The sequence below is a fragment of the Brucella sp. IR068 genome (assembly GCF_049065885.1).
Classification (GTDB): domain Bacteria; phylum Pseudomonadota; class Alphaproteobacteria; order Rhizobiales; family Rhizobiaceae; genus Brucella; species Brucella intermedia.
Window position 1 is genome coordinate 339409 of the sequence record NZ_JBAKHE010000001.1, and the last position, 24464, is coordinate 363872.

Below are 24464 nucleotides of genomic sequence, written 5' to 3' on the forward strand. Positions count from 1 at the left end.
TTTCGGCATTGATTTAAGAGAGAAGCCGCTGCCGGATGACCGGCAGCGACTGCCTTTGGCTTATTGGTCGATCCACAGGTCATACCAGCTGGAAGAATCCCAGCGCGGCGTGTTGTGGTGGTTCTTCAACACCTTGTTGGTCACGCCGACGAACGGATGTTCGATGGCGAAGATGACCGGCAGGTCCTTCATCTCAAGCTGCTGGATCTGATGATAGAGATCGGCGCGCTTGGTCGGATCGAGTTCCGACGCGGCCTTGTCGATCAGGCTGTCCATTTCGTCGGACTGGTAGCCGAACTGGTTGGACCATGCCGTGCCGACCGGAGCGCCGGAGCGCAGCCACACCGTGGTGGAAACCGCCGGGTCGGAGCGGAACTGGTGCCAGCCATTGGCGGTGTCGAAGTCATGATCGCGATAAACGCCGTTGAGGAAGCCCGGTGCGTCATTGGTGAGGATTTCGACATCGATGCCGACTTCCTTCATCGCCTGAGCGTAATATTCAGCCCAGAGCTGCGTATATTCGCCCCATGGTGCCGGGCGATGGCGCAGCTTGAAGCGGATGCCGTTTTCCTTGACGGGGTATCCGGCTTCGTCAAGCAGTTTCTTTGCCTTTTCAACATCATACGGGTAAGTCTGAACCTGATCCGTATAGTTGGCACCGCCGGTGCTCGGGATCGGGCCACGACCCGGCTTGGCATAGCCGCGCATGATCGTCTTGATCGCGAAATCGATATCGAGCGCGTGGTAGATCGCCTGACGAACCTTCAGATTGGAAAGGATCGGATTGCGCAGGTTGAACTCGATTGTCGAGTGGGCGACGTTGTTTTCAAAACCCTTGGTGCCGGTATCGAAGCGGCCATCCTTCTGGAGACGCTCGGTATCCGACATGGAAATGCCGTTGAAGGCGGTTTCCATCATTTCACCGGCCTCGAGCGCCGCCGCAGCCGCTGCCTTGTCCGGCATGAAGCGCCAGATGATGCGGTCGAGGTAAGGATATTCCTTGCCGCGCCAGTAATCTTCGTTGCGCTCGGCAATGATGTGCTGGCCGCGTTCATATTCGACGAACTTGAACGGCCCCGTGCCAACCGGCGCGGCGTTGTACTTGTTCTTCAGAACATCCGTGCCTTCATAAAGATGCTTCGGCACGGGGTGGCCGAGATCTGGCATGGCGGCGACCAGAAGGTCGAGCGGCATCGGCTTGGAATAGCGGAACACCGCCGTGTGCGGATCGGTGCAATCCACGGCTTCGAGATTGGCCTGAAGCGTCGTCGAATAGTTGAGCAGCTTCTTCCAGAGGTTCATCGCGCTGTACGAAACGTCATCGCAGGTGAAGGGCTGACCGTCATGCCAGCGCACATTCTCGCGCAGCTTGAAGGTGATGGCCTTGCCGTCTTCCGAGGACGACCAGCTTGTGGCCAGAACCGGCACATAGCCCTCATAGGTGCGGTCAATCAGCGGCTCCATGATGCGGCCGGTAATCTGATAGACGCCGGTGGAGGCGCGCAGCGCAGGGTTGAGTACACCCTGTTCGGTGTTCATATGGACGATGACAGTGCCGCCGCGCTTGACTTCTTCGGCGTGCGAAGACACCGCCGCAAGCGAAAACGCCGCAACAAACAGGCCAAGGCCAGCTTTTCTGATATGCATTCTCTGTTCCCCTGAAGGACGTTGAGGGAGGGCTTTCCAGCCTCTTTTCCCGCACGTCCCAATATTGTGCAAGCCCCTGAAATTGCAACGAAATGCCGCTTCAGAGGGTCGTTATTGTATGCAAGCATTGATATGCTAGATTCCGTGGCGATATTGTCAAGATAAACTAATATGCGTCGCAAAATTGGTAAAAATTCTCGACCAGCCTGCGTTATTAAATGTCGATTTTTTACGACGGAGTTTGTTGATGAGCCAAAATTCTCCCGAGCTGAACGCCAATTCGGGCAAAATCGTACCCGGTACGGTGTGGATTACCGGCGCCGGGTCGGGCATCGGCGCTGCCATGGCGCGCCGCTTCGCTCGTGAAGGCTGGCGGGTGGCGCTTACGGGCCGCAAGGCGGATGCGCTGGCAGCAATTGCCGGGGAAATTGCTGCCAATGGCGGCGAGGCGCGGATTTTTCCGGCAGATGTTCTCGACCGGGAGGCAATCGCCGCTACTGCCGGAGCTATCGTCGAATGGGCGGGCCGTCTGGACGTGCTCTGCAACAATGCCGGTCTCAATATTCCGCGCCGCAGCTGGGCGGATATCGATTTCGATTCCTGGGACGATGTCATCGATATCAACATCAAGGGGGCGATCAACGTGATTGCTGCCGCCCTGACGCCCATGCGCGCGCAAGGGGGCGGGTTGATGATCCACACATCGTCATGGGCAGGGCGGTTTTCGTCGCCCGGCGGCGGCGTTCCCTATGGTGCGTCCAAACATGCGCTCAACGATCTGAGCGCCAGCCTCAATGCGCAGGAAGGGCAGAACGGCATCCGGTCGACCGTGCTTTGCCCCGGCGAGGTGGCGACGCCGCTTCTGGCACGCCGTCCGGGTTTCGATCTTTCCCGCATGGATGAGGTCATCCAGCCCGAGGATATGGCTGAAACGGCACTTTATGTTGCCAATATGAATCCCAAGGTTACGATCCACGAGATCGTTCTGGCTCCGACCAAGAAGTAAAAGGAAGTTTTGCATGTCTCATCCGGTCAAAGGCGTCGATCATATTTTCCTGCTGGTCGGCGACCTGGAGAAAAGTGCCGCGCAATATCGCCGTTTCGGTTTCACGCTGAGCCCGCGCGGGCTGCACAGCAAGGAGAAGGGAACCGGCAACTACACGATCATGTTCCCGGAGGATTATTTCGAGCTGCTTGGCATCGTCGCGGAGACGCCGGGCAATCTGCACCAGCGCGAGAAACTGGCGGCGCAAGGCGAAGGCCTCCATGCCATTGCCTGCCGGATCGACAATGCGCGCGACGCCAAGGCGGAACTGGGCGCGCTCGGCATAGAGACGGGTGAGGTCGGCGCGTTCCAGCGTCCGGTTCAACTGCCGGGCGGCGGCGAGGGTGTGGCGGCCTTTGAAACCGTATCCTTCGCGGAAAGCGAAGTTCCGCAAGGCATGGTGTTCATGTGCCAGCACAAGACCCGCGAGACTGTCTGGCTGCCGGAGCTGATCGAACATGCAAATGGCGCGAATGGCCTTTCCGCCATTATTGCCATTTCGTCCGACCCGCAAACAGCCGCCAAGGGGTTTGCCCGCCTTTTCGCGGACGGCAAGGCCGGTGCGCAGGATGGCGGATGGAAGGTTTCGACCGGCACGCGTTCGGCTGACATATGGGTTGTGACCGCCGAGAAAGCCGCCGCACTCTATCCCGGTGTGGATTTCGGCCAGACGCCGGGCAAGGCTTTTGCCGCCCTGCGCATTCGCGTTGGGTCGCTGGACAAGGCGCGTGGCGTTCTCGATGCCAACGGCGTTTCCCACGTGACGACATCGGCAGGCATCGCCGTGCTGCCGGAAAATGCCAGCGGCACGGTTCTGGAGTTCTCGGAACAGTAAGAACTTGATCAAGCGGGGCCGCGAGGCCCCGCTTTCTCACTCAGCGTGGAAAGCGCTGGTTTTCTTCCAGCACGTTCAGGTCCATATGGTTGCGCATATAGCGCTCGGACGCCTTTTGCAGCGGCTGGTAATCCCACGGATAATAGGCGCCGTTACGCAGCGCCGGGTAGACGACATGGCGGCGCGCCTGGCTGGCGCGAACGTCGGCATCGTAGCGATCCAGATTCCAGCGCTGTTCCGCCTTGGCCAGAAGATTGTCCAGAACTGCCTTGAACTCCGGATCTTCCGCCAGATTGCGCATCTCGTCCGGATCGTCGGCAAGATTGAAAAGTTGCGGCGGGTCGGCCCGGCACAGGTTGAGCTTCCAGTCTCCGTCACGCAGCGAAACCATCGGCGCGACCGTGCCCTCGGCGGCATATTCGACAGGCACCGCGCCGCGTTCGGCGGAGCCCGAAGCAACGCCTGCCAGCGCAACGCCATCGGTCCATGGCATGATGCCCTTGAGGTCTATGCCGGCAAGGTCTGCCAGTGTCGGCAGGACGTCGAGCGTGGAGACCGGCGCGTCCACGCGGCCAGCCTGCAATTGCGGCGCGGCAATCATCAAAGGAACGCGGGCGGAACCTTCAAAGAAGCTCATCTTGAACCACAGGCCGCGTTCGCCCAGCATGTCGCCATGGTCGGAAGTGAAGACCACAATCGTGTCGTCAGCCATGCCGCAGCGCTCGATTACATCGAGCAGCGCGCCGATCTTCTCGTCCACATAGGAAATATTGGCGAAATATGCCTGCCGCGCCGCGCGAACCTGTTCGCGGGTGAGGTCGTAGTCCTCCGCCTTGCAGGCCCGCAGCAGCCGCTCGGTATGCGGGTCGATCCCGCTTTCATCAAGCGGTCCGATTTTCGGATCGAGTTCGGGAATATCCGCATAGAGATCGAAGAAGCGCTTGCGCGCCACATAGGGATCGTGCGGATGGGTGAAACTGACCGTCAGGCACCATGGCCGCTGGTCGTGGCCGCGAGCCAGATCATAGAGCTTTGCTTCGGCCTGATAGGCCACCTCATCGTCATATTCGAGCTGGTTGGTTATTTCGGCGGAACCTGCTCCGGTGATGGAGCCGAGATTGTGATACCACCAGTCGATGCGCTCGCCGGGCTTGCGATAATCGGGCGTCCAGCCGAAATCCGCCGGGTAGATGTCGGTCGTAAGCCGCTGTTCAAAACCGTGGAGTTGGTCCGGCCCGACGAAATGCATCTTGCCGGAAAGCGCCGTCTGGTAGCCGGCGTTGCGCAGATGATGCGCATAGGTCGGGATTTCCGACGAAAATTCCGCCGCATTGTCGTAGACGCCGGTGCGGAACGGCAACTGGCCTGACATGAACGATGCGCGCGCGGGAGCACAAAGCGGGCTGGCCGTGTAGCAATTGGCAAAACGGGCAGAGCGTTCGGCAAGCTTTCTCAAATGTGGAACGTGGAGAAATTTGGCCGGGCCGTCCGGAAAGAAGGTGCCGTTCAGCTGGTCGACCATGAGGATGAGGATATTCGGCTTTTTCATTGTGCGGAACCGTTGGCAGGTGTGGAAACGCGAAATGGCGGGCGCCGAAACGCCCGCCTTGCTCGTCGTGCTTGTCAGGATCAGAGGCCGAGGCTTGCCTTGACGGCTTCCGCGCCCGGTTCGCCCTTGAAGGTGGTGACGCCTGCAAGCCACTTGTCGATCTGGTCGGGATGCGCCTTCAGCCATTCCTTCGCGGCTGCGGGACCTTCCGCACCGCCATCGAGAATCTTGCCCATCAGTTCGTTCTCGATGTCGACGGTGAAGACGAGGTTCTTGAAGAAGCTTGCCGCATTCGGGCACTGTGCGGCCCATCCGGTGCGGCCAAGCGTGTAGACTTCCGCGCCACCGAAATTCGGGCCGAAATAGTCATCGCCGCCCGCCAGATATTCGATGTTCAGCCTTGTGTTCATCGGGTGCGGTGCCCAGGCGAGGAATACGACCCAGTTCTTGTCCTTGTTCTTGCGGTCCACCTGCGCGAGCATCGCCTGCTCGCTCGATTCCACCAGCTTCCAACCGTCGAGCTTGAATTTCTGGTCCTCGATGATCTTCTGGATGTTCTGGTTGGCGGGCGCGCCCGGTTCGATGCCGTAGATTTCCTTGCCGAACTTGTCGGCATGGGCGGCAAGGTCGGTGAAATTCTTTACGCCTTCGCTTGCCACATAGTCCGGCACGGCCAGCGTGAACTTCGCACCTTCGAGGTTTTTCACGATGACTTCGGCAGCCTTGGCCTTGTCGAGATCGTCGCGGAATTTCTGCTGCGCGGGCATCCAGTTGCCAAGGAAGACGTCCAGATTGCCGGTTTTCAGCGCCTCATAGCCGATCGGCACGGACATGGTCTTTACATCCGGCTTATAGCCGAGGTCTTCCAGCAAGACGCTGGCGATGGAGTTGGTGGAGGTAATGTCGGTCCAGCCCGGATCGGACAGGCGGATGGTTTCGCAAGCCGCCGGATCGGCAGCGGAAGCCGTTCCCGAAAGCCCCGCCAGTGCCGTGAACGCCAGTGCCGCAATCTTGAAGTAGCGCATTTGATGACCCCTCTTATAGATTAAAACCGGTTATGTCTCGCATTCCTACTTTAAGGAAAACATCATTTAGGCTAAGGAGAAACCCATTCATTTTTTATCGAAGCTATAGAAAGTTTTTATGGTTTCTCCATCCTGGGATCTAGGCAGCCTTGGCGTTTTCGAAGCGGTGGGACGATTGGAAAATCTGACCCTCGCAGCGCGTGAACTGGGCATGACACAACCGGCAGTGAGTTATCAGATAAAACGCATCGAGGAGCGTCTGGGTGTCGCGCTGTTCGCCCGGCGCGCCCGCGGGGTCGAAATTCTGCCCGAAGGCCGCATTCTTTACGATGCGGTGCGCAGCGGTCTGGATGGAATCGATGAGGCGGTGCAGCAGATCAGACGTCGCCAGCGTGCGCCGGGATTGCGCATCGCGACCGATTACGGCTTCGCAACCTTCTGGCTGATGCCGCGTGTCGCGCAATTCCGCCCGAAACATCCGGAAGTGGATGTGCGCATCACGGCATCGTCCATGCTTCAGCCGCTCGACCGGCGCGACGCGGACATTTCAATCCTCTTCGGCGGACGCGGGGACTTCCCGAAGGACGCCATAGCCTTCATCGGCGAAAAGGTCGTGCCGGTCTGCTCTCCGGCCTATCTTGCCGCGCATGGTCCGTTTCCGGACGGAAAACGGCTCGGCGCGGCCTCGCTCCTGCATCTCGACACCTTGCAGGGCGACCGCTGGTTCACATGGCAGTCATGGCTCGATGCTATCGGTGAAGATATTGAGGACGGCAATTACGGGCTGGTCTTCAACACCTATAACCTGGTGATCGAGGCAGCGATTGCCGATCAGGGCGTGGCGCTCGGCTGGGCAGGGCTGATCGACGGCGCCGTGCAGCGCGGTCAGCTTGTCCACGCCTGCGAGGTGTCGCAGACGAGCGACAAGGGCTACTGGCTGATCTTCAATCCGGATATTTCCGCAGGCGCACGAAGGCTCGCGCTGGAATTGCTCGAGGCGACAGAGGCAGGCTGATATTGCAGGAAAGCGGTCGCGTTCCTACTTTTGCACATCATTCAATATCTCGCGCGCTTGTCAAAGGCGCGATGTTTTTTAAGAGGGTATCCGCATGATTACCTGGAAACGGATCGATGAAACGAATTGAACTCCTGATCGAAAACATCATTCTGGCGTCGCGCTGGCTGCTGGTGGTCTTTTATCTCGGCCTTGCCGTGGCGCTGGCGATCTATGCCGTATCCTTCGTGGGCAAGCTGTTCGATTTTGCCACGAAAGTCACCGCGCTCAACGACACCGACACGATCCTGAAAGTCCTCGGGCTCATCGACGCGGCGCTGATTGCGAGCCTCGTGGTGATGGTCATCATTTCGGGCTATGAGAATTTCGTCAGCCGCTTCGATCAGGCGGGCGACGAGGTGCACTGGCTCGGCACCATCGATGCCGGTTCGCTCAAGATCAAGGTCGCCTCGACCATCGTTGCGATCTCGTCGATCCACCTGCTGCAGATATTCCTCAACGCGACCAGCTATACGTCGGGCCAGCTGATGTGGTTCACCATCATCCATCTGGCATTCGTATTCTCGGCGCTGTTCCTCGCCTATATCGACAGGCTCACCGCCAAGGACAAGGGCGGAGCCAAGGGGAAGGGCAAGATCGAGCCCAATATCTGAGCTTCACGATATAATTCATTGAAAAGCCCGGCCTTTGCCGGGCTTTCTCATTCAGGCCTTCGCCTTCAGGGACTTGTAGCCCTTGACGACGATAACCACGACAATGCCGATCAGGACGGCGAGCACTGCCTGCAGGAAGGACGTTGCGATCCATTCGAAGACGGCTGCAAAACGGGTGCCTTCGGTCGGCAGGTGCGAAACGAGGGAATGGATGAAGGCTTCGACACTGTGGATGCCGATGGAATCCAGCCCGTGAACGATGATGCTGCCGCCGACCCAGAGCATGGCGACGGTGCCGACGGTGCTCAGGACCTTGAGAATGATGGGCATGCCCGCGACCAGCCCCTTGCCGAGCTGCCTGCCGAAAGCGGTATGGCTGTTGCGCACCAGCGAGACGCCCACGTCATCGAGCTTCACGATGATGCCGACCACGCCGTAAACGACGAAGGTGATCAGTATGGCGACGCTGGCGAGGATAGCCGCCTGCGTATAGATGCTTGAAGGGGCGAGCCCCGCAAGCGTCAGCGCCATGATTTCCGCTGACAGGATGAAATCGGTGCGGATCGCGCCATTGACGGTCGTTTCCTCGATCTCCTGTGGCGTGCCGGCCTTGGTTTCCTCATGTGCATCTTCGCTGTGCGGAATGAAGAATTCCACCAGCTTTTCCGTTCCTTCAAAAGCCAGATAGACACCGCCGATCATGAGAAGCGGCATGATGAAGGACGGCGCGAAATAGCCGAGGATGAGCGCCAGCGGCAGCAGGAAGACGAGCTTGTTGCGCAGCGATCCCTTGGTGATCTTCCAGATGACCGGCAATTCGCGTTCAGGCTTCAGCCCCACGACATATTTCGGGGTGACGGCCGTGTCGTCGATGACGATGCCCGCCGCCTTGGCGCTGGCCTTTGCCGTCTGTCCTGCGACATCGTCGAGCGAGGCTGCCGCCATTTTCGCAATGGCCGCGACATCATCGAGAAGTGCGAACAAGCCGGATGCCATGGGAAACCTTTCTGTGTTGGGTTAGCGGTAGCTAAACGTTCAAAGGGTGCTGCGTCCAGATGGAAATCGCGATTGCCCGCAACTGTATCTGAAACAGATACAATCTGTGTAGCATCGTCAATATTTCAAGTCCCATGACGATGGTTATATTAGCGGCAACACAATAGGAGAGATCGCCATGCTTAACCAGATCAAGGGCCTCCACCACGTCACCTCGCTTGCCGCCGATGCGCGCTCCAACAACCGGTTCTTTACCGATGTCCTGGGGCTGCGCCGCGTCAAGAAAACCGTCAATTTTGACGATCCGAGCGTGTACCACCTTTACTATGGTGACGAAGTTGGCACGCCCGGTACTGTCATGACCTATTTCCCGTTCCCCGGCATACCGCGCGGACGCGACGGCACGGGCGAGGTGGGAACGACCGTCTTTGCGGTGCCGCAGGGCTCGCTCGGTTTCTGGAAGGACCGGTTCGATCAGTCTGCCGTCAACGTGGAATCGGAAGGCGAGGCGTTCGGCGAAAAGCGTGTCCATTTTCGTGGGCCGGACGGCGACAGCTTTGCGCTGGTCGAAGTGAAGGACGATCCGCGTGCGCCATGGGCGCATGAAGGGATCGATCCCGACAATGCCATCCGTGGCTTTCATTCGGTCTCGATGCGGCTTCGCGACGAGGGCGCTACAGCCGAACTGCTGAAATATATGGGATACCAGAAGCTCGACGCGAAGGACGGCGTCAGCCGCTTCATCATGCCGGGGGGCAATGGCGCGGGCGTCGTCGATCTGGAGACACTTCCGGCACTCGGCCGCAACCAGCAGGGCGCGGGTTCCGTGCATCATGTGGCTTTCGCCGTCGAAAATCGCGAGAAGCAATTGGAAGTGCGCAAGGCGCTGATGGATACGGGCTATCACGTCACGCCGGTCATCGACCGCGATTATTTCTGGGCGATCTATTTCCGCACGCCGGGCGGCGTATTGTTCGAGGTGGCGACCAACGAACCCGGTTTCGACCGCGACGAGGACACGGCGCATCTTGGCGAAGCTTTGAAGCTGCCGACGCAGCACCAGCATCTGCGCAGCTATCTTGAAGAACATCTCGACAAGATATGAGGCGCAGGGAGGAAACGAACATGACCACTCAAACCTATGAGCACCGGCTGAAGGCCGGTGCAAAGGGTGCGCCGCTCTTCATCGTGTTTCACGGCACAGGCGGCGACGAAAACCAGTTCTTCGGACTGGCGGAACAGCTTTTGCCGGACGCGACCATCGTGTCGCCGCGCGGCGACGTGTCGGAATATGGCGCCGCACGCTTCTTCCGCCGCACGGGCGAGGGCGTCTATGACATGGAAGACCTTGCCCGCGCCACGGACAAGATGGCCGGGTTCATTGCCGCCCTTGCGGCTGAATACAAGCCGTCCGAAGTGATCGGGCTCGGCTATTCCAACGGGGCCAACATCATGGCGAACCTGCTGATCGAGAAAGGCAGGGTCTTCGACAAGGCAGCGCTTCTGCATCCGCTGGTTCCGTTCAGGCCGAAGGACAATCCGGCGCTTGAAGGAGCGAAAATCCTCGTGACCGCCGGGCGGATGGACCCCATCTGTCCGCCGGACCTGACGGAAGCGCTGGCGCAATATTTCGAGCGCCAGAAAGCCGATGTCGAGCTTGTCTGGCATCCGGGCGGGCACGAATTGCGCCAGACGGAACTGGCCGCAGTCCAGTCGCTTCTCGCATACTGACTTTGGTGCCGCCGTTCGGAAATGAACGGCGGCATCATTGTTCCGGCTTCCTCTTGCAAAACTCATTATATATTATATTTAATTGTATATTGATTATGAGGTGACGAGATGGATGCGATTTCGGGCCGTGCGCCCGCCGATGAAAAGAGGATGACGCGCGCGGAAATGGAAGGGCGGGCAACAGAGGTTGCCGAACTCCTCAGGACGTTGTCGCATCCGGCGCGGCTCATGCTGGCCTGCACGCTTGCAGAAGGTGAATATTCGGTCGGCGAGCTGGAGGAAGCGCTAGGCATCCATCAGCCGACGCTGTCGCAGCAACTGGGCGTGCTGCGGGAGGCGGGCGTGGTCGAAACCCGCCGCGAAGCGAAGCAGATTTTTTACCGGCTGACGGAAGCGAGGGCCGCGCAGCTGATCGAGGCTCTCTACGGCATTTTCTGTGTATCGGAGGCCCGGTCATGATCGCCACCTATCTGCAATCGCTGGCAGGCGGAATGCTGCTTGGCCTTTCCGCTATCCTGCTTCTTGTCGTGAACGGGCGCATCGCCGGTATCAGCGGCATCGTCGGGCGGCTTCTGGGTGGCCAGCAGATTCCGGCCAATGCGGTCTTCGTCGTCGGCCTCGTTCTGGGACCGATTATCTATGCCGCAATCTATGGCTCCTTTCCCCCCGTCACCATGGCCATGTCATGGCCCGTCATCGTCGTGGCCGGGCTTCTGGTCGGCATCGGAACCCGCATGGGGTCGGGCTGTACGTCAGGCCACGGCATTCTCGGCATGGCGCGGTTTTCCGGGCGCTCGATAGCGGCGACGCTCACTTTCCTCATAACCGGCATCGTGGTTGCCACCATTTCGGGAGCGTTCCTATGAAACAGTCGGTATTCGCGCGTCTCTCCGTGACCTTGCTTGCCGGTGCGATCTTCGGTTTCGGCCTGTCGCTGTCGGGCATGATCGATCCCGCCCGCGTGACGGGATTCCTGAATATTGCCAGCGGCCATTGGGACCCGAGCCTTGCCTTCGTGCTGGGCGGTGCTCTGCTGGTGGCAATCCCCGGCGTCCTATTGCAGCGGCGCATGGCGCGGCCCGTGCTCGGCCAATCCTTCCATCTGCCGGAAAAGACCGAAATCGACCGGCGGCTGATTGCCGGTTCCGCGATATTCGGCGCGGGCTGGGGGCTCGCCGGATTCTGTCCCGGCCCTGTCGTATCGGCGCTCTCGATGGGCCTGCCGCAGGTCTGGCTCTTCGTCGCGATGATGTGTCTGGGAATGCTTTTCCACGACCGCTTTCTCAACCGGAGGGCAACGGTGGCGCCTCAATCTTGAACTATGGGGTCAGATTACCCTTTTAATAGGGAGATGAATGAGTTAGGCACCCTGTGATTGATTTCGAGGGAGCCGCATCATGGCTGGGTTGCTGAAACGCTTTGCCGGATATTACCGTCCGCATCGTGGGCTGTTCGCTCTGGATTTTTCCAGTGCGGTGGCATCCGGCCTGCTTGAGCTTGCCTTTCCGGTCGCCGTCACGCTTTTCATCGACAAGCTGCTGCCCACCGGGCAGCTCGGCGTGATCGCCATCGCTGCGGTTGGCCTGCTTGCCATCTATGTTCTCAATGCCTTCTTGCAGGTCATCGTTACCTATTGGGGGCATATGCTCGGCATCAAGATCGAGACAGAGATGCGGCGCAAGGCTTTCGATCATTTGCAGAAGCTCTCCTTCGGCTTCTTCGACAACCAGAAGACCGGCCATCTGGTCGCGCGGCTGACCAAGGATCTGGAAGAAATCGGCGAGGTGGCGCATCACGGCCCCGAGGATGTCTTCATCGCGATCATGACGCTTATCGGCGCCTTCATCCTTATGCTGTGGGTGCATCCGCCGTTGGCGCTGATTACCGCCGTCATCGTTCCGCTGTCGGCCTATGTCACCACCCGTTACGGCGGGCGCATGACCAACACATGGCACGCGCTTTACCGGCGCGTCGGCGATTTCAACGCCCGCATCGAGGAGAATGTCGGCGGCATCCGCGTCGTTCAGGCCTTTACGAACGAGGACCATGAGCGGCAGCTTTTCGCCGAAAGCAACGACAAATACCTGACCACCAAGCTTGCTGCCTACAAGATCATGGCGGCGTCCATGTCGCTCTCCTATCTGTCAATGCGTTTCGTGCAGGTCGTGGTGATGCTGGCGGGCGCGTGGTTCGTGGTGCGCGGCGAACTGACGGCTGGCGGGTTTGTCGGCTTCCTGCTGCTGGTCAACGTGTTCTTCCGCCCGATCGAAAAGATCAATTCGGTCATCGAGACCTATCCCAAGGGCATTGCCGGTTTCCAGCGCTATACGGAGTTTCTCGACACGCGCCCGGATATTGCGGACCGCCCCGGTGCGCAGACGGTTACGCGCCTGACCGGTGATATCGAATATCGCGATGTGAGCTTCGGCTACAGCGCCGCGCGTCCTATTGTCGACGGCCTCGATATTTCTATCCGCGCCGGCGAAACCATTGCCTTCGTGGGTCCATCGGGTGCGGGCAAGACCACGATCTGCTCGCTGCTGCCGCGCTTTTATGACGTGACGAAGGGCGCGATCCTTGCCGATGGCATCGACATTCGCGATATGACGCTGAAATCCCTGCGCTCCAACATTGGTATCGTCAGCCAGGATGTTTTCCTGTTCGCCGGAACGATCCGGGAAAACATAGCCTATGGCCGTCTTGATGCGACCGACGCGGAAATCGCCGAGGCCGCGCGCCGCGCGCGGCTCGATGGCGTGATCGCCAGCCTGCCGGACGGCTATGACACGATTATCGGCGAGCGTGGCGTGAAGCTTTCCGGCGGGCAGAAGCAGCGCCTGGCCATTGCGCGCATATTCCTCAAAAACCCGCCCATCCTTATCCTCGATGAAGCGACGTCGGCGCTCGATACGGAAACCGAACGCGCCATCCAGCAGTCGCTGGCCGAGCTTTCGCAAGGCCGCACCACGCTGGTGATCGCGCATCGCCTCGCAACCATCGTCAATGCCGACCGCATTCTGGTGGTGGAGGGCGGGCGCATCGCCGAGCAGGGCAGTCATGCGGCGCTTCTGGAAATGAAGGATGGGCGCTACAGGCGCCTGCATGTCGCGCAGGCCGGGCTGGATCAGTTCTAGAGCGGTTCCTGTTCTGGCAGAAACGCCGGAACCGCTCTAACTATTTGTTTTATCGCATTATCCAACGCATCAAAGCGGGATAGAAATCAGTCCAGTGAACTGATTTCCCCGCGTGGACGTTGCACACTTTTGCTGAAAATGCTCTGGCGGCGCATCAGGCCCACCCGAACAACCGCTCCCATTTTGCTGCCGGTTTCAGGCACGGCCCATTCCCATATTCTTTATGAACCTATCCGGGAAAGACGGCGTTTCGCCGTCTTTTTGCCGTCCGTCAGTCTGTGAGTCAGTTTCATTTGATATCTGATGTATCAGATATTGACATATCAGATTCGCTGTTTCAGGATCGTGGCCGAAAGTTCGTGACAAACAGGTGCTGCCTTGGGTGATAACGTTTCCCCCCTTTCTCCGATCAAGGTGAAGAGCCTCAGAGACCATGTGCATGACAATCTGCGGGAGGCGATCATTTCCGGACGCATCAAGTCTGGCGAGAAGCTGAACGAGAGGCAGTTGGCTTCCGATCTGGGCATCAGCACGAGCCCGTTGAAAGAGGCGCTGCGCCAGCTCGAAGGGGAAGGGCTGGTCAGGACCGAGGCGCGGCGCGGGACGTTCGTATCGTTCAATGCGCGGCAGGCCGAGGAAATGACGCTCGCCCGCGCCGCGCTGGAAAGCATCATTGCGCGGCAGGCGGCCAAACACGGCGGCGAGGAGGCGTTCGGCTTTCTTCGCGCGGTGATCGAGGAAATGCGCGCGGCGGTGGAAGCGGGCAATGTCGATCTGCTGATCGAGTTGAACGAGAAGTTCCACGACGGCATCCACGAGGCATCGGGCTGCGAATATCTGCGCCGGTTGCAGAATGCGCAGCGCATGTACGACCACGCCGCAAGGGTGACAGTCCTGTCGCGCGAGGATGTGCGCCGCCAGTCGTTCAAGGAGCATGAGGCTATCATGCAGGCAATCACGGCGCGCAACGGCGATCTGGCCGAGCGGCTGATGCGTGAGCACATCGTGAAAGCGGGGGATACGCATATCGAACTGGTCTTCTGACCGGTACATTGGGAGGAAATAATGGATTTAGCGGGCTACCGCCGGGTGCTTCGCGGCATTTCGGGCGTGCATGCGACTGCCTATGACGCAAGGGGCGAGATCGATGCCGGACTGACGGGTGAAATCGTCGGGCGCATCGCGCAGGCAGGTGTTCATAACATCGTCACCGGGGGGAATACCGGCGAATTCTACAGTCTTACCGAGGATGAAGTCATCCGGCTTCAGGCGATTGCCATTGCCGCGGTTGACGGAAAGGCGGCTGTAACGGCTGCCGCCGGGCGTTCGGTGCGTGAGGCGATCCGGGTCGCGAGCGCGGCAGGAAAGGCGGGAGCCGATGGCGTGATGATCCATCATCCGCTCGATCCCTTCGCCGCACCCCACGCGCAGGTGGATTACTTCATCGCCATTGCCGAAGCCATCGATCTGCCCATCGTCGCCTATATCCGCTCGGACCTGATCCCGCTCGAAGAAATGGTGCGCCTTGCCACCCATCCGAAGGTCGCAGGCGTCAAGTTCGCATCGCAGAACACGATGCTTTTCTTCGAGTGCTGCCGGGCGACGAAGGGCATGGAAGCGACCTGGATCTGCGGTCTGGCGGAAAGCTGGGCCTTGCCGTTCTATGCCCTTGGCGGGCGCGGTTTCACCTCCGGCCTCGTCAATGTCGCGCCGAAGCGCTCGCTCGCCGTGTGGAACGCGCTGGAGGCGGGAGATTTCGCAAGGGCGCGGGCAGTGGCCGAAAGCATTGCCGATTTCGAGACCATGCGCACCAAATACCGCAACGGCGCCAATGTGACTGTTGTGAAGGAAGCCTTGCAGATTCAGGGGCTCGATGTGGGCAAGGTGCGGCTTCCCGGATTGCCGCAGCTTGAAGCGAATGATCGCGAGACGCTTCGCAAGATCGTCTCCGGCTGGGAGACCGATGGCATTGTCTGACAAATGAACCCGGGCGTCCTGACAGGGAGAAGAGGGGCGCACCGGATAACCAGAAAGTGGAGGAGAACATGAACAAGGGAATTTCACGCCGCACATTCATGGCGGGGGCCGGGATTGCGACCGGCATGGGCATCATGCTGCCGAAGGGCGCATGGGCGCAGTCGGCGAAGCTGCCGTCCTCGCCGGTGGCGCTCAACGTCATCGATGCCGCTGGCAATCTGGCGCTGACACAGCCGATCTTCGATAATTTCGCAGCCGGGCAGAAGGCGCTCGTCTCGCGCTTCACCTTCAACAAGGCACCGGCGCCGGAACTGCCGGGAAAGATCAAGGCGCAGCAGCGCGCCAACCGCATCGACATCGACATGGTGATCGTCGGACCGGACGCGCTTTCCGCCGGGCTTGCCGACGACATATGGACCGACATCATTGCGCTGCCGGACAACGGCCTGCCGAAGTTGCAGGATATATATCTGGAACCCGCCTGGCGCATGCAGGAAATGTCGAAGGGCAAGGGCGTCGTCGTTTCCTATTATCCTTCCGGCCCCCTGCTTGAATATCATCCCGACAAGGTGAAGACGCCGCCGAAGACCGCGGAAGAACTGCTCGCCTGGGCAAAGGAAAATCCGAACAAGTTCATCTATGCCCGCCCGGCCAATTCCGGTCCGGGGCGCACCTTCCTGATGGGGCTTCCCTATCTTCTGAAGGACAGCGACCCGAAAGACCCGGTCAAGGGCTGGGACAAGACCTGGGCTTATCTGAAGGAACTGCACAAGAACATCGAATATTACCCGGCAGGCACGGGCGCGCTCATGAAGGAACTGGGCGAAGGCACGCGCGACATGACGGTGACGACAACCGGCTGGGACATCAACCCGCGTGCGCTGGGCGTGGTGCCGAAGGAGATGGGCGTCAGCAAGCTCGACGGCTTCCACTGGGTTTGCGACGCGCATTATTTCGCGATCCCCAAGGGCGTGCCGGAGGAAAAGGTGGCGGTGCTGATGGAGTTCATCAAGTTCGCGCTCAAGCCCGACCAGCAGGCCTATTCCTATGACGCCGGATATTTCTATCCGGGCCCGGCGGTGAAGGATGTCACCATCGAGATGGCGCCGAAGGAAAGCCAGAACATCATCGCGGAGTTCGGCCGTCCGGAATATGCTGACTGGATCGCCAACAATCCGATCGAGCTGCCGCTTGAGCCGGAGGCGCTGGTCGCCGCGTTCCGCCGCTGGGACGAAGAGGTCGCCGGGGGCTGATGAACCGACGGCTGCGTGACGGGCTCAAACGGCCCGTCGCGGGGCGCCGATACTCGCCAATTCCAAACCATGGTGCTTGCGTCAATGTCATTTCAAGAACTCCGGCTCGACCGCATGAGCCGTTCATTCGGGACTTTCGCTGCCCTGAGGGATATCAACCTCACCATCCGCAAGGGCGAGTTCATCGCGCTTCTGGGGCCCTCGGGCTGCGGAAAATCGACGGCTCTCAACTGCATCGCCGGACTTCTCGGCACGACGGGCGGCGGCATCTATATCGACGAGCGGCGGGTGGACCAGCTGAAGCCCGAGGATCGCGGCTTCGGCATGGTGTTCCAGAATTATGCGCTGTTTCCGCATATGAACGTTTTGCAGAATGTCGGCTTCGGCCTCAAGATGCGCGGTCTGGCGAAAAGCGAGATCGAAAAGCGCGCGCGAGCCGCATTGGCTCTGGTGCGCCTGCAAGGGCAGGAAGAAAAACTGCCCGGGCAGCTTTCCGGCGGCCAGCAGCAGCGCGTGGCGATTGCCCGCGCCATCGTCATCGAGCCGCCGCTGGTTCTGATGGACGAGCCGCTTTCCAATCTCGATGCCAAGCTGCGCCTTGAGATGCGCGCCGAAATCCGCCGCATCCATAACCAGCTCGGCTCGACGACGATCTATGTGACCCATGACCAGGACGAGGCCCTGTCGCTTGCCGACCGCATCGTGGTCCTGCGCGATGGCGAAATCCGTCAGGTCGGCAAGCCGCACGAACTTTACGAAGAGCCGCGCTATCGCGACGTTGCCGCCTTCATGGGCTTCCGCAACGCCTTGCCGGGCAAGGTCCTGCGCGTCGAAAACGGGCAGGCGGTCATTGCCGTGGCCGGAAGCGAACTCATCGGGCGCGCCATGGACGAGCTTCGGCCGGGCGATGATGCCGTGCTGATGGCGCGCGGCGATGATGTCGTGTCTGGCTCGGGCCATCGCAACGACTTGCAGGCCACCGTCGAGACCATCGAATATCGCGGGCGCGAATATGTCGGCACTGCCCGCACCGAAACCGGGATGGAACTGATCTTTCACGGGCCGCACGGCGTTGAACCCGGCAGCCGCATCGTGCTCGGCATCGATGCCGGCCATGCGCTGGTCTTTCCGGCGGAGGGCTGAGCGATGGCAGTTGAAACCTATGTAGACGCACCGCTCAATCCCGCCTTGCGGCCCGGCCTGCGGCAACGCCTCGCCAATCGCGGCTTCGATGGCGTCACGCTTCTGATCCTGCCCGCGCTGCTTTTTGTGGTGGGCGTGTTTATCTATCCGTTTCTTTACGGGCTGGTCCTGTCCTTCAACCCGCTCGACGGTGGGGGGGCGCTTGCCAATTACAGCAAGTTCTTCTCCGATCCCTACCTCTACAAGACCATCGGCGCGACGCTGTGGCTGGCGGTTCCCGTTACCCTCATCAGCGTCCTTTTCGCGGTTCCCATTGCCATGCGCGTGCGGCTGATGCGCCGCCAGCGGCTGCTGACCACGATCCTCGTCCTGCCGGTAACGCTCGGCACCGTCCTGATCGCGGAGGGGCTGCTGAACTATCTGGGACCGCAAGGCTGGTTCAGCCGCACGCTGATCACCATCGGCCTTATCGACAGCCCGTTGAAGCTCACCAACAATTACTGGGGCGTCTTCGCATCGCTGGTCATCACGGTGTTTCCGTTCACCTTCCTGCTGACGCTTTCCTATATCACCGGCATCGATCCCGCGCTGGAACGCGCCGCCGCCACCCATGGCGCAAACAGCTGGCAGCGCTTTCGCCATGTCATGCTGCCATTGCTGGTGCCGGGGCTGGTCGTCGCGGCCTGTCTCACCTTCGTGCAGGCATTCGCCGTGTTTCCCTCCGCCGTCCTTCTGGGTGCGCCGTCGGGTCCGACGCGGGTGATCTCGATTGCCGCGGCACAGGCGGCGTTCGAGCAATATGACGACTCCATGGCTTCATCCATCGCGATGATCATGGCGGGCGTGCAGTTGCTTGTCGTCGGCGCGCTGCTCGGCGTGCGTTCGCTCTTCTATCGCGGTTCCACCGCCGGCGGAAAGGGATAGGCCATGATCCGCGATACTTCCGTCCTTTCCAAACTCTGGATCACCCTCGTCTGGCTCGTGACCGGCTTCTTCGTGTTCAATGTCCTTGCGGTCATCACGGCTGTGGTGGTTTCGAGCTTCGGCACGCGCTGGCTCGGCACCTGGCTGCCGGAAGCGTTCACCACGCGCTGGTATGCGGCGGCCTGGGCCGAATTCCAGCTCGATCAGGTGCTGCTGGTCACGTTTCAGGTGGTCTTTGCCGTGGTGATCCTGTCGGGCATTCTGGGCGTGACGGCAGCCTATGCCATGGCGCGCCGCGATTTTCCCGGCAAGAAGCTGGTGCTCCTGGTCTTCCTGCTGCCGCTTCTGGTGCCGCCGATAACCTTCGGCATTCCGCTGGCGACCGTGCTCTACAAGTTCGGCGTGGGCGGCACTTTCTGGGGCGTGGTGCTCGCCAATCTCGTGCCGACGGTTCCCTTCGTCATTCTGGTGATGATCCCCTTCATCGAGCAGATCGACCCGAAGGTGGAAGCGGCGGCGCGCGTGTTCGGCGCAGGCACTTTCAAGCTCTTCATCCATGTGCTTCTGCCCATGCTGATGCCGGGCGTTCTCGCGGCCATGCTTCTGGTTCTGGTGCGCACGGTGGCGATGTTCGAACTGACCTTCCTCACCGCCGGGCCGACGTCGCAAACTTTGGTGGTCGCGCTCTATTATTCGGTGTTCGCCGCCGGGGTCCGCTCGGTGCAGTCCATCGATGCCATGGCGGTCATCTACATGGTCACTTCGCTGGTCTGGCTGCTTCTGGCGCTGCGTTTCGTCAATCCGACGCAGATCGTGGCACGCAACCGTCAACCGTCCGCGCATTGAGGCTATGGGATGAAAATCACCGCAATCGAAACGGTGCAGCTTCCGCACCTCAACAACATCTTGTGGGTGCAGGTTCACACCGACGAAGGTATCGTCGGGCTTGGCGAAACATTTCGTGGGGCAAATGCGGTTGCAGCCTATATCCACAGCGATGTTGCGCCGCTGCTCCTTGGCCAGAACCCGCTGGAGATCGACCGCATTTCAAAACTGCTGCTGGAACCCTATGTCGGCTTTCGCTCCTCGGGCGTGGAAATCCGCGCCGCATCGGCAATCGACATCGCGCTTTGGGATATTTTCGGCAAGCTGACCGGCCAGCCGATCCACCAGCTGCTGGGCGGCCTGTCGCGCCAATCGATCCGGACCTACAATACCTGCGCCGGTTACACCTATAACAAGAGCGGGGCGCGCCGCTATATCGGCGATGCGGACGAAGCGAAGGAAGGGCCATACGAGGACCAGGTCGCCTTTCACAGGGATGCGGGCGCGCTTGCCGAAAGCCTTCTGTCGGAAGGCATAACGGCCATGAAAATCTGGCCCTTCGATCCGTTTGCCGTCGCTTCCGGCGGGAACTTCATCCATGCCGGTGATCTCGACAAGGCGCTGCAACCGTTCCGCCAGATACGCGATGCGGTTGGCGACCGGATGGAAATCATGGTCGAGTTCCACTCCATGTGGGACCTCACATCGGCGCTCGCCATCGCGCGCGAGCTGAAGGCCTTCCGGCCATTCTGGTCGGAAGATCCGATCAAGATGATGAACTCGCAGGCGCTTGCCGTTTATGCGCGCCAGTCCGGCATTCCGGTCTGCGCCAGCGAAACCATGGCGACGCGCGCGCAGTTTCTCGATGTGCTGCGCGCCGATGCGTCCGACTATGTGATGCTCGACATTTCATGGTGCGGCGGGCTTTCCGAAGCCAAGAAGATCGCCACCATGGCCGAGGCCTTCCAGCGACCCATCGCGCCGCATGACTGCACCGGCCCGGTGGTGTTTGCCGCTTCCATCCACCTGTCGCTCAATGCGCCGAACGCGATCTATCAGGAGTCGGTCCGCGCCTATTACACGTCCTGGTATCGCGATCTGGTGACGGTGATGCCGCGCATCGAAAAAGGCGTGATCTATCCATTCGAAGGCGCGGGCCTTGGACTGGAACTCTCCGGTTTCGTGCTCGATCACCCTGACGTCGTCAGGAGAAAGACGGAGGCTGAATGATGGGGCCGTTTCGCTGCATAGCCGATCTGCGCGGGGAATTGATGGAAAGCCCGGTCTGGGATGACCGCAGGCAGACACTCTTTGCCTGCGATATCGAGGGGCGACGCATATATGAAATCGACCTTGACCGGGGCCCGCTTCGCGAATGGTCTTTCGACAGCAAGGTGGCAAGCCTCGGATTGACCGAAAGCGGACGGCTTGTCGTGGCGCTTTCGCGCGAGGTGGTGCTGTTCGATCCTGAAACCGGCAGTCAGGAAGCGTTATGGTCCGCCTTTGATGAGCCTGCAACGTCCCGCCTCAATGACGGCAAGGTCGGTCCCGACGGCGCGTTCTGGGTCGGCAGCATGGATGGCCGTCCCGAGCGCGAACCCATATCGCGGCTTTATCGGGTGACGGGGGATGGCGATGCCTCCGTGAAGGCCGAGGGCTTCAGGATTTCAAACGGCCTCGCCTGGACGGCGGATGGCAGAACCATGTTCCATACGGATTCACGCGGGCCGTGGATCGACCGCTATGACTTCGACCCGGAGACAGGCGGCGTCAGCGGGCGCAAGCGCATTCGCGATCTTGATGAGCAGGGCGGCAGGCCGGATGGCGGGGCTTGCGATGCCGGGGGCGCTTATTGGAGCGCGGGCGTATCGGCGGGTGTCCTGAACCGCTTCGACCGTGACGGCAATCTGCTGGAAAAGGTGTCGGTCCCGGTTCCAGCCCCGACAATGCCCTGTTTTTGCGGACCGGACCTCACACTTCTGGCCATCACTTCGCACCGGCAGGTGCCGGGCGCGGCACTGGACGCAGCACCCCTGTCGGGCGGCGTGTTTCTGGCCGCAGCTTCGGTTGCCGGAGCCGCGGTGCACCGGATGAGGGGCGTGTGACGTGACCGCCCGGATGCTCCCAAACCATTTATTTCTCCCGGAAGCCGCTTTTGCCTTTCGGGACGCGCTCTGATCGGGAAGGTAGGAAATGACCAGAAAGACCTATGGTGATCTGCGTTCGGCGCGCTGGATGCTGCCGGACGACCAACGTTCATTCGGGCATCGCTCGCGCACCATGCAGATGGGGTATGATCCGGTCGACTGGGAAGGCCGTCCGATCATCGCCGTCATAAATACATGGTCCGATGCGCAGCCGTGCCACATGCATTTCAAGGACCGGGTGGAGTGGGTCAAGCGCGGCATCCTGCAGGCGGGCGGCTTCCCGATGGAGTTGCCTGCATTGTCGCTGTCGGAAAATTTCGTGAAGCCGACCACCATGCTCTACCGCAACATGCTGGCGATGGAGACCGAGGAACTGCTGCGCTCGCATCCGATCGACGGCGCGGTGCTGATGGGCGGCTGCGACAAGACCACGCCGGGCCTCGTCATGGGCGCGGTCAGCATGGGCCTGCCGTTCATCTTCCTTCCTGCCGGGCCGATGTTGCGCGGCAATTATGCCGGTAAATTTCTGGGCTCCGGCACCGACGGCTTCAAATATTGGGACGAGCGCCGCGCAGGCACCATCTCGAAGGAGGAATGGCAGGGGATCGAGGGCGGCATCGCAAGGTCCTACGGCCATTGCATGACCATGGGAACCGCATCGACCATGACCGCGATTGCCGAAGCCATGGGGCTGACGCTTCCCGGCGCGTCGTCCATCCCGGCCGCCGACGCCAATCACCAGCGCATGTCCACGCAGTGCGGCCGCCGCATCGTGGAAATGGTCTGGGAAGACCTGACGCCGGAAAAGATCATGACGCCTGCCGCGATCACCAATGCGGTCACGGTTGCGATGGCCACCGGATGCTCGACAAACGCCATCATTCATCTGATCGCGATGGCGCGCCGGGCGGGCGTGCCGCTGGAGCTGGACGATCTCGACCGCATCGGCCGCACGACGCCGGTGATCGCCAATATCAGGCCGTCCGGCACCACCTATCTGATGGAGGATTTCTTTTATGCGGGCGGGCTGCGGGCATTGATGAAGCAGCTTGGCGGCAAGCTCGATCCGTCTGCGATAACCGTGACCGGCAAGCCGCTCACCGATGGGCTGGAGGACGTCAAAATCTGGAATGAGGACGTGATCCGCCCGCTTTCCAATCCGGTCTATCACGAGGGGTCGCTTGCGGTGCTGAAAGGCAATCTCTGTCCCGATGGCGCGGTGATAAAGCCTGCGGCCTGCGATCCGCGCTTTCACCGCCACACGGGACCGGCGCTTGTGGCCGACAGCTATCCCGACCTGAAGAAGATCATCGACGATCCCGACTATCCGATGACGCCGGACACGGTTCTGGTGCTGCGCAATGCCGGTCCGCAGGGCGGGCCGGGGATGCCGGAATGGGGGATGATCCCTATGCCGAAGGCGCTTTTGAAGCTTGGGCTGCGCGATATGGTGCGCATTTCGGATGCGCGCATGTCGGGAACCAGTTTCGGCGCCTGCGTCCTGCATGTCGCCCCTGAATCCTTCATCGGCGGGCCGCTCGCCCTGTTGAAGACCGGCGACATGGTGGAACTCGACATTCCGGCACGCAGCCTCAACACGCTGGTTTCGGAGGCGGAACTGGCGGCACGGCGCGCAGCCTGGCAGGCGCCGCCGCCCAAATATGAGCGCGGCTACGGGTTTGTGTTCTCCAAGCATGTCGAACAGGCCGACAAGGGCTGCGATTTCGACTTCCTGAAAACCGATTTCGGCCGTCCCGTCGACGAACCGGTCATCTATTGAGAGGCAGCTTCGATGTCAGATTATGTGCTTTCCGACGAAACGCGGGCGAAGCTGAAGGCGGTTTCGACGGCTTCCGTCGCGACCGCGCTTTACAAGCGTGGCCTGCGCAACCAGTTCATCCAGGGCGTGCTGCCGGTAGCGCGCAAGCGCGAGAACATGGTCGGGCAGGCCTTCACGCTGCGCTATATCCCGGCGCGCGAGGATCGCAATCCCATCACGGTTTTCCGCAATCCGGACCACAAGCAGCGCGTTGCGATAGAAACCTGCCCGCCCGGTTGCGTGCTGGTGATGGACGCGCGCAAGGATGCGCGCGCGGCGACCGCCGGATCGATTCTGGTGACGAGGCTCGCCTTGCGCGGCGCGGCGGGCATCGTTTCGGACGGCGGCTTTCGCGATGTGAGCGGCATCGGCGAGCTGGACATGCCCGCCTATTGCGCAAAGCCCTCCGCGCCGACCAATCTGACGCTGCATGAGGCGGTGGACATCAACGTGCCGATCGCCTGCGGCGATGCGGCGGTGTTTCCCGGCGATGTGCTGGTCGGCGATGCCGATGGCGTCATGGTCGTTCCCGCGCATCTTGCCGATGAGATTGCCGCCGAATGCACGGCCATGGAAACCTATGAGGATTTCGTGCTGGAAGAGGTGCTGAACGGCGCAGCCATTGTGGGCCTTTATCCGTGCACGAAGGAAGAGAACGAGCGCAAGTTCCAGAACTGGCGCGAAAGGAAGGGCCGTTAGAGCAGTTTCGGTCCGATTGGAACGCGCATCATTTCACAATTTTCGGG

The 24464-nt window shown here is 60.6% G+C and carries 24 protein-coding genes; 20 read left to right on the forward strand and 4 right to left on the reverse strand.

Features of this window, described 5'->3' with window-relative positions; translation table 11 throughout:
- Nucleotides 1-60: 60 nt before the first annotated feature.
- Complete coding sequence (locus ACOWVS_RS01605; RefSeq protein WP_075041543.1) at nucleotides 61-1647, reverse strand: ABC transporter substrate-binding protein; 1587 nt, start codon at nucleotides 1645-1647, stop codon at nucleotides 61-63.
- A 247-nt stretch (nucleotides 1648-1894) separates the two neighbouring features.
- Here ACOWVS_RS01605 and ACOWVS_RS01610 point away from each other — a divergent pair, with 247 nt between their 5' ends.
- Nucleotides 1895-2653 carry an SDR family oxidoreductase gene (locus tag ACOWVS_RS01610; protein ID WP_063620513.1) on the forward strand — a complete coding sequence of 253 codons (759 nt, stop codon included), beginning with the start codon at nucleotides 1895-1897 and terminating at the stop codon, nucleotides 2651-2653.
- Between the two features lie 13 nt (nucleotides 2654-2666).
- Nucleotides 2667-3527: a VOC family protein gene (locus ACOWVS_RS01615; protein WP_075041542.1), complete on the forward strand. Its 861-nt coding sequence runs from the start codon at nucleotides 2667-2669 to the stop codon at nucleotides 3525-3527.
- 40 nt (nucleotides 3528-3567) lie between these two features.
- On the opposite strand, the gene betC is transcribed toward ACOWVS_RS01615, so the two are convergent.
- Entirely contained in the window at nucleotides 3568-5076 is a 1509-nt protein-coding gene (betC, locus tag ACOWVS_RS01620; protein ID WP_075041541.1) for a choline-sulfatase, read from the reverse strand.
- An 80-nt stretch (nucleotides 5077-5156) separates the two neighbouring features.
- The gene (gene choX / locus ACOWVS_RS01625; protein ID WP_075041540.1) at nucleotides 5157-6101 is read right to left on the reverse strand and encodes a choline ABC transporter substrate-binding protein; all 945 of its coding nucleotides are present in this window, start codon (nucleotides 6099-6101) and stop codon (nucleotides 5157-5159) included.
- A gap of 118 nt (nucleotides 6102-6219) precedes the next feature.
- Here choX and ACOWVS_RS01630 point away from each other — a divergent pair, with 118 nt between their 5' ends.
- Nucleotides 6220-7116: a LysR substrate-binding domain-containing protein gene (locus ACOWVS_RS01630; RefSeq protein ID WP_025092064.1), complete on the forward strand. Its 897-nt coding sequence runs from the start codon at nucleotides 6220-6222 to the stop codon at nucleotides 7114-7116.
- A 116-nt stretch (nucleotides 7117-7232) separates the two neighbouring features.
- Complete coding sequence (locus ACOWVS_RS01635) at nucleotides 7233-7769, forward strand: TIGR00645 family protein (protein WP_075041539.1); 537 nt, start codon at nucleotides 7233-7235, stop codon at nucleotides 7767-7769.
- Nucleotides 7770-7820: 51 nt separating this feature from the next.
- Here the strand turns inward: ACOWVS_RS01635 and ACOWVS_RS01640 are convergent, their stop codons facing one another.
- Nucleotides 7821-8765 (reverse strand): DUF808 domain-containing protein, encoded by a 945-nt coding sequence (locus ACOWVS_RS01640; protein WP_075041538.1) that lies wholly within the window; start codon nucleotides 8763-8765, stop codon nucleotides 7821-7823.
- Nucleotides 8766-8943: 178 nt separating this feature from the next.
- Here ACOWVS_RS01640 and ACOWVS_RS01645 point away from each other — a divergent pair, with 178 nt between their 5' ends.
- The 16 genes from ACOWVS_RS01645 to ACOWVS_RS01720 all read left to right on the forward strand — a co-directional run bounded on the left by ACOWVS_RS01645 (nucleotide 8944) and on the right by ACOWVS_RS01720 (nucleotide 24417).
- Nucleotides 8944-9870 carry a VOC family protein gene (locus ACOWVS_RS01645; RefSeq protein WP_075041537.1) on the forward strand — a complete coding sequence of 309 codons (927 nt, stop codon included), beginning with the start codon at nucleotides 8944-8946 and terminating at the stop codon, nucleotides 9868-9870.
- A gap of 20 nt (nucleotides 9871-9890) precedes the next feature.
- Nucleotides 9891-10496, forward strand: a complete 606-nt coding sequence (locus ACOWVS_RS01650; protein ID WP_075041536.1) for an alpha/beta hydrolase — start codon at nucleotides 9891-9893, stop codon at nucleotides 10494-10496.
- 108 nt (nucleotides 10497-10604) lie between these two features.
- Complete coding sequence (gene bigR, locus ACOWVS_RS01655; protein ID WP_075041535.1) at nucleotides 10605-10955, forward strand: sulfite-sensing transcriptional repressor BigR; 351 nt, start codon at nucleotides 10605-10607, stop codon at nucleotides 10953-10955.
- The gene (locus tag ACOWVS_RS01660) at nucleotides 10952-11362 is read left to right on the forward strand and encodes a YeeE/YedE family protein (protein WP_075041534.1); all 411 of its coding nucleotides are present in this window, start codon (nucleotides 10952-10954) and stop codon (nucleotides 11360-11362) included. The genes bigR and ACOWVS_RS01660 overlap by 4 nt, the downstream gene beginning before the upstream one ends.
- Complete coding sequence (locus ACOWVS_RS01665) at nucleotides 11359-11814, forward strand: YeeE/YedE family protein (RefSeq protein ID WP_075041533.1); 456 nt, start codon at nucleotides 11359-11361, stop codon at nucleotides 11812-11814. Before ACOWVS_RS01660 ends, ACOWVS_RS01665 begins: the two co-directional genes overlap by 4 nt.
- A gap of 79 nt (nucleotides 11815-11893) precedes the next feature.
- Nucleotides 11894-13630 (forward strand): ABC transporter ATP-binding protein, encoded by a 1737-nt coding sequence (locus ACOWVS_RS01670; RefSeq protein WP_075041532.1) that lies wholly within the window; start codon nucleotides 11894-11896, stop codon nucleotides 13628-13630.
- 435 nt (nucleotides 13631-14065) lie between these two features.
- Nucleotides 14066-14674, forward strand: a complete 609-nt coding sequence (locus tag ACOWVS_RS01675) for a GntR family transcriptional regulator (protein ID WP_006472239.1) — start codon at nucleotides 14066-14068, stop codon at nucleotides 14672-14674.
- 21 nt (nucleotides 14675-14695) lie between these two features.
- A complete protein-coding gene (locus ACOWVS_RS01680; protein ID WP_063620500.1) occupies nucleotides 14696-15607 on the forward strand; it encodes a dihydrodipicolinate synthase family protein in 912 nt (303 codons plus the stop codon).
- Nucleotides 15608-15705: 98 nt separating this feature from the next.
- Nucleotides 15706-16860, forward strand: a complete 1155-nt coding sequence (locus ACOWVS_RS01685; protein WP_241084143.1) for an extracellular solute-binding protein — start codon at nucleotides 15706-15708, stop codon at nucleotides 16858-16860.
- 69 nt (nucleotides 16861-16929) lie between these two features.
- Nucleotides 16930-18003, forward strand: a complete 1074-nt coding sequence (locus tag ACOWVS_RS01690; RefSeq protein WP_170873239.1) for an ABC transporter ATP-binding protein — start codon at nucleotides 16930-16932, stop codon at nucleotides 18001-18003.
- Between the two features lie 3 nt (nucleotides 18004-18006).
- The gene (locus ACOWVS_RS01695) at nucleotides 18007-18927 is read left to right on the forward strand and encodes an ABC transporter permease (RefSeq protein ID WP_075041530.1); all 921 of its coding nucleotides are present in this window, start codon (nucleotides 18007-18009) and stop codon (nucleotides 18925-18927) included.
- 3 nt (nucleotides 18928-18930) lie between these two features.
- Nucleotides 18931-19773, forward strand: coding sequence for an ABC transporter permease (locus tag ACOWVS_RS01700; RefSeq protein ID WP_075041529.1), 843 nt, complete (start codon nucleotides 18931-18933; stop codon nucleotides 19771-19773).
- Between the two features lie 9 nt (nucleotides 19774-19782).
- Nucleotides 19783-20982, forward strand: coding sequence for a mandelate racemase/muconate lactonizing enzyme family protein (locus tag ACOWVS_RS01705; protein WP_075041528.1), 1200 nt, complete (start codon nucleotides 19783-19785; stop codon nucleotides 20980-20982).
- Nucleotides 20979-21857, forward strand: coding sequence for an SMP-30/gluconolactonase/LRE family protein (locus ACOWVS_RS01710; protein ID WP_075041527.1), 879 nt, complete (start codon nucleotides 20979-20981; stop codon nucleotides 21855-21857). The genes ACOWVS_RS01705 and ACOWVS_RS01710 overlap by 4 nt, the downstream gene beginning before the upstream one ends.
- A gap of 88 nt (nucleotides 21858-21945) precedes the next feature.
- A complete protein-coding gene (gene araD, locus ACOWVS_RS01715) occupies nucleotides 21946-23679 on the forward strand; it encodes an L-arabinonate dehydratase (protein ID WP_075041526.1) in 1734 nt (577 codons plus the stop codon).
- Nucleotides 23680-23691: 12 nt separating this feature from the next.
- On the forward strand, nucleotides 23692-24417 hold the full coding sequence (locus tag ACOWVS_RS01720) for a ribonuclease activity regulator RraA (RefSeq protein ID WP_006468606.1): 726 nt from the start codon (nucleotides 23692-23694) through the stop codon (nucleotides 24415-24417).
- Nucleotides 24418-24464: the final 47 nt, after the last annotated feature.

What these genes read in the sequence shown, in the direction of transcription:
- ACOWVS_RS01665 (WP_075041533.1), top strand. Translation starts at nt 11,359, where the DNA reads ATGAAACAGTCGGTATTCGCGCGTCTCTCCGTGACCTTGCTTGCCGGT.
- ACOWVS_RS01610 (WP_063620513.1), top strand. Translation starts at nt 1,895, where the DNA reads ATGAGCCAAAATTCTCCCGAGCTGAACGCCAATTCGGGCAAAATCGTA.
- ACOWVS_RS01695 (WP_075041530.1), top strand. Translation starts at nt 18,007, where the DNA reads ATGGCAGTTGAAACCTATGTAGACGCACCGCTCAATCCCGCCTTGCGG.
- ACOWVS_RS01660 (WP_075041534.1), top strand. Translation starts at nt 10,952, where the DNA reads ATGATCGCCACCTATCTGCAATCGCTGGCAGGCGGAATGCTGCTTGGC.
- betC (WP_075041541.1), bottom strand. Translation starts at nt 5,076, where the DNA reads ATGAAAAAGCCGAATATCCTCATCCTCATGGTCGACCAGCTGAACGGC.
- araD (WP_075041526.1), top strand. Translation starts at nt 21,946, where the DNA reads ATGACCAGAAAGACCTATGGTGATCTGCGTTCGGCGCGCTGGATGCTG.
- ACOWVS_RS01710 (WP_075041527.1), top strand. Translation starts at nt 20,979, where the DNA reads ATGATGGGGCCGTTTCGCTGCATAGCCGATCTGCGCGGGGAATTGATG.
- ACOWVS_RS01680 (WP_063620500.1), top strand. Translation starts at nt 14,696, where the DNA reads ATGGATTTAGCGGGCTACCGCCGGGTGCTTCGCGGCATTTCGGGCGTG.
- ACOWVS_RS01615 (WP_075041542.1), top strand. Translation starts at nt 2,667, where the DNA reads ATGTCTCATCCGGTCAAAGGCGTCGATCATATTTTCCTGCTGGTCGGC.
- ACOWVS_RS01705 (WP_075041528.1), top strand. Translation starts at nt 19,783, where the DNA reads ATGAAAATCACCGCAATCGAAACGGTGCAGCTTCCGCACCTCAACAAC.
- bigR (WP_075041535.1), top strand. Translation starts at nt 10,605, where the DNA reads ATGGATGCGATTTCGGGCCGTGCGCCCGCCGATGAAAAGAGGATGACG.
- ACOWVS_RS01700 (WP_075041529.1), top strand. Translation starts at nt 18,931, where the DNA reads ATGATCCGCGATACTTCCGTCCTTTCCAAACTCTGGATCACCCTCGTC.
- ACOWVS_RS01640 (WP_075041538.1), bottom strand. Translation starts at nt 8,765, where the DNA reads ATGGCATCCGGCTTGTTCGCACTTCTCGATGATGTCGCGGCCATTGCG.
- ACOWVS_RS01645 (WP_075041537.1), top strand. Translation starts at nt 8,944, where the DNA reads ATGCTTAACCAGATCAAGGGCCTCCACCACGTCACCTCGCTTGCCGCC.
- ACOWVS_RS01650 (WP_075041536.1), top strand. Translation starts at nt 9,891, where the DNA reads ATGACCACTCAAACCTATGAGCACCGGCTGAAGGCCGGTGCAAAGGGT.
- ACOWVS_RS01635 (WP_075041539.1), top strand. Translation starts at nt 7,233, where the DNA reads ATGAAACGAATTGAACTCCTGATCGAAAACATCATTCTGGCGTCGCGC.
- ACOWVS_RS01630 (WP_025092064.1), top strand. Translation starts at nt 6,220, where the DNA reads ATGGTTTCTCCATCCTGGGATCTAGGCAGCCTTGGCGTTTTCGAAGCG.
- choX (WP_075041540.1), bottom strand. Translation starts at nt 6,101, where the DNA reads ATGCGCTACTTCAAGATTGCGGCACTGGCGTTCACGGCACTGGCGGGG.
- ACOWVS_RS01685 (WP_241084143.1), top strand. Translation starts at nt 15,706, where the DNA reads ATGGCGGGGGCCGGGATTGCGACCGGCATGGGCATCATGCTGCCGAAG.
- ACOWVS_RS01720 (WP_006468606.1), top strand. Translation starts at nt 23,692, where the DNA reads ATGTCAGATTATGTGCTTTCCGACGAAACGCGGGCGAAGCTGAAGGCG.
- ACOWVS_RS01605 (WP_075041543.1), bottom strand. Translation starts at nt 1,647, where the DNA reads ATGCATATCAGAAAAGCTGGCCTTGGCCTGTTTGTTGCGGCGTTTTCG.
- ACOWVS_RS01690 (WP_170873239.1), top strand. Translation starts at nt 16,930, where the DNA reads ATGGTGCTTGCGTCAATGTCATTTCAAGAACTCCGGCTCGACCGCATG.
- ACOWVS_RS01670 (WP_075041532.1), top strand. Translation starts at nt 11,894, where the DNA reads ATGGCTGGGTTGCTGAAACGCTTTGCCGGATATTACCGTCCGCATCGT.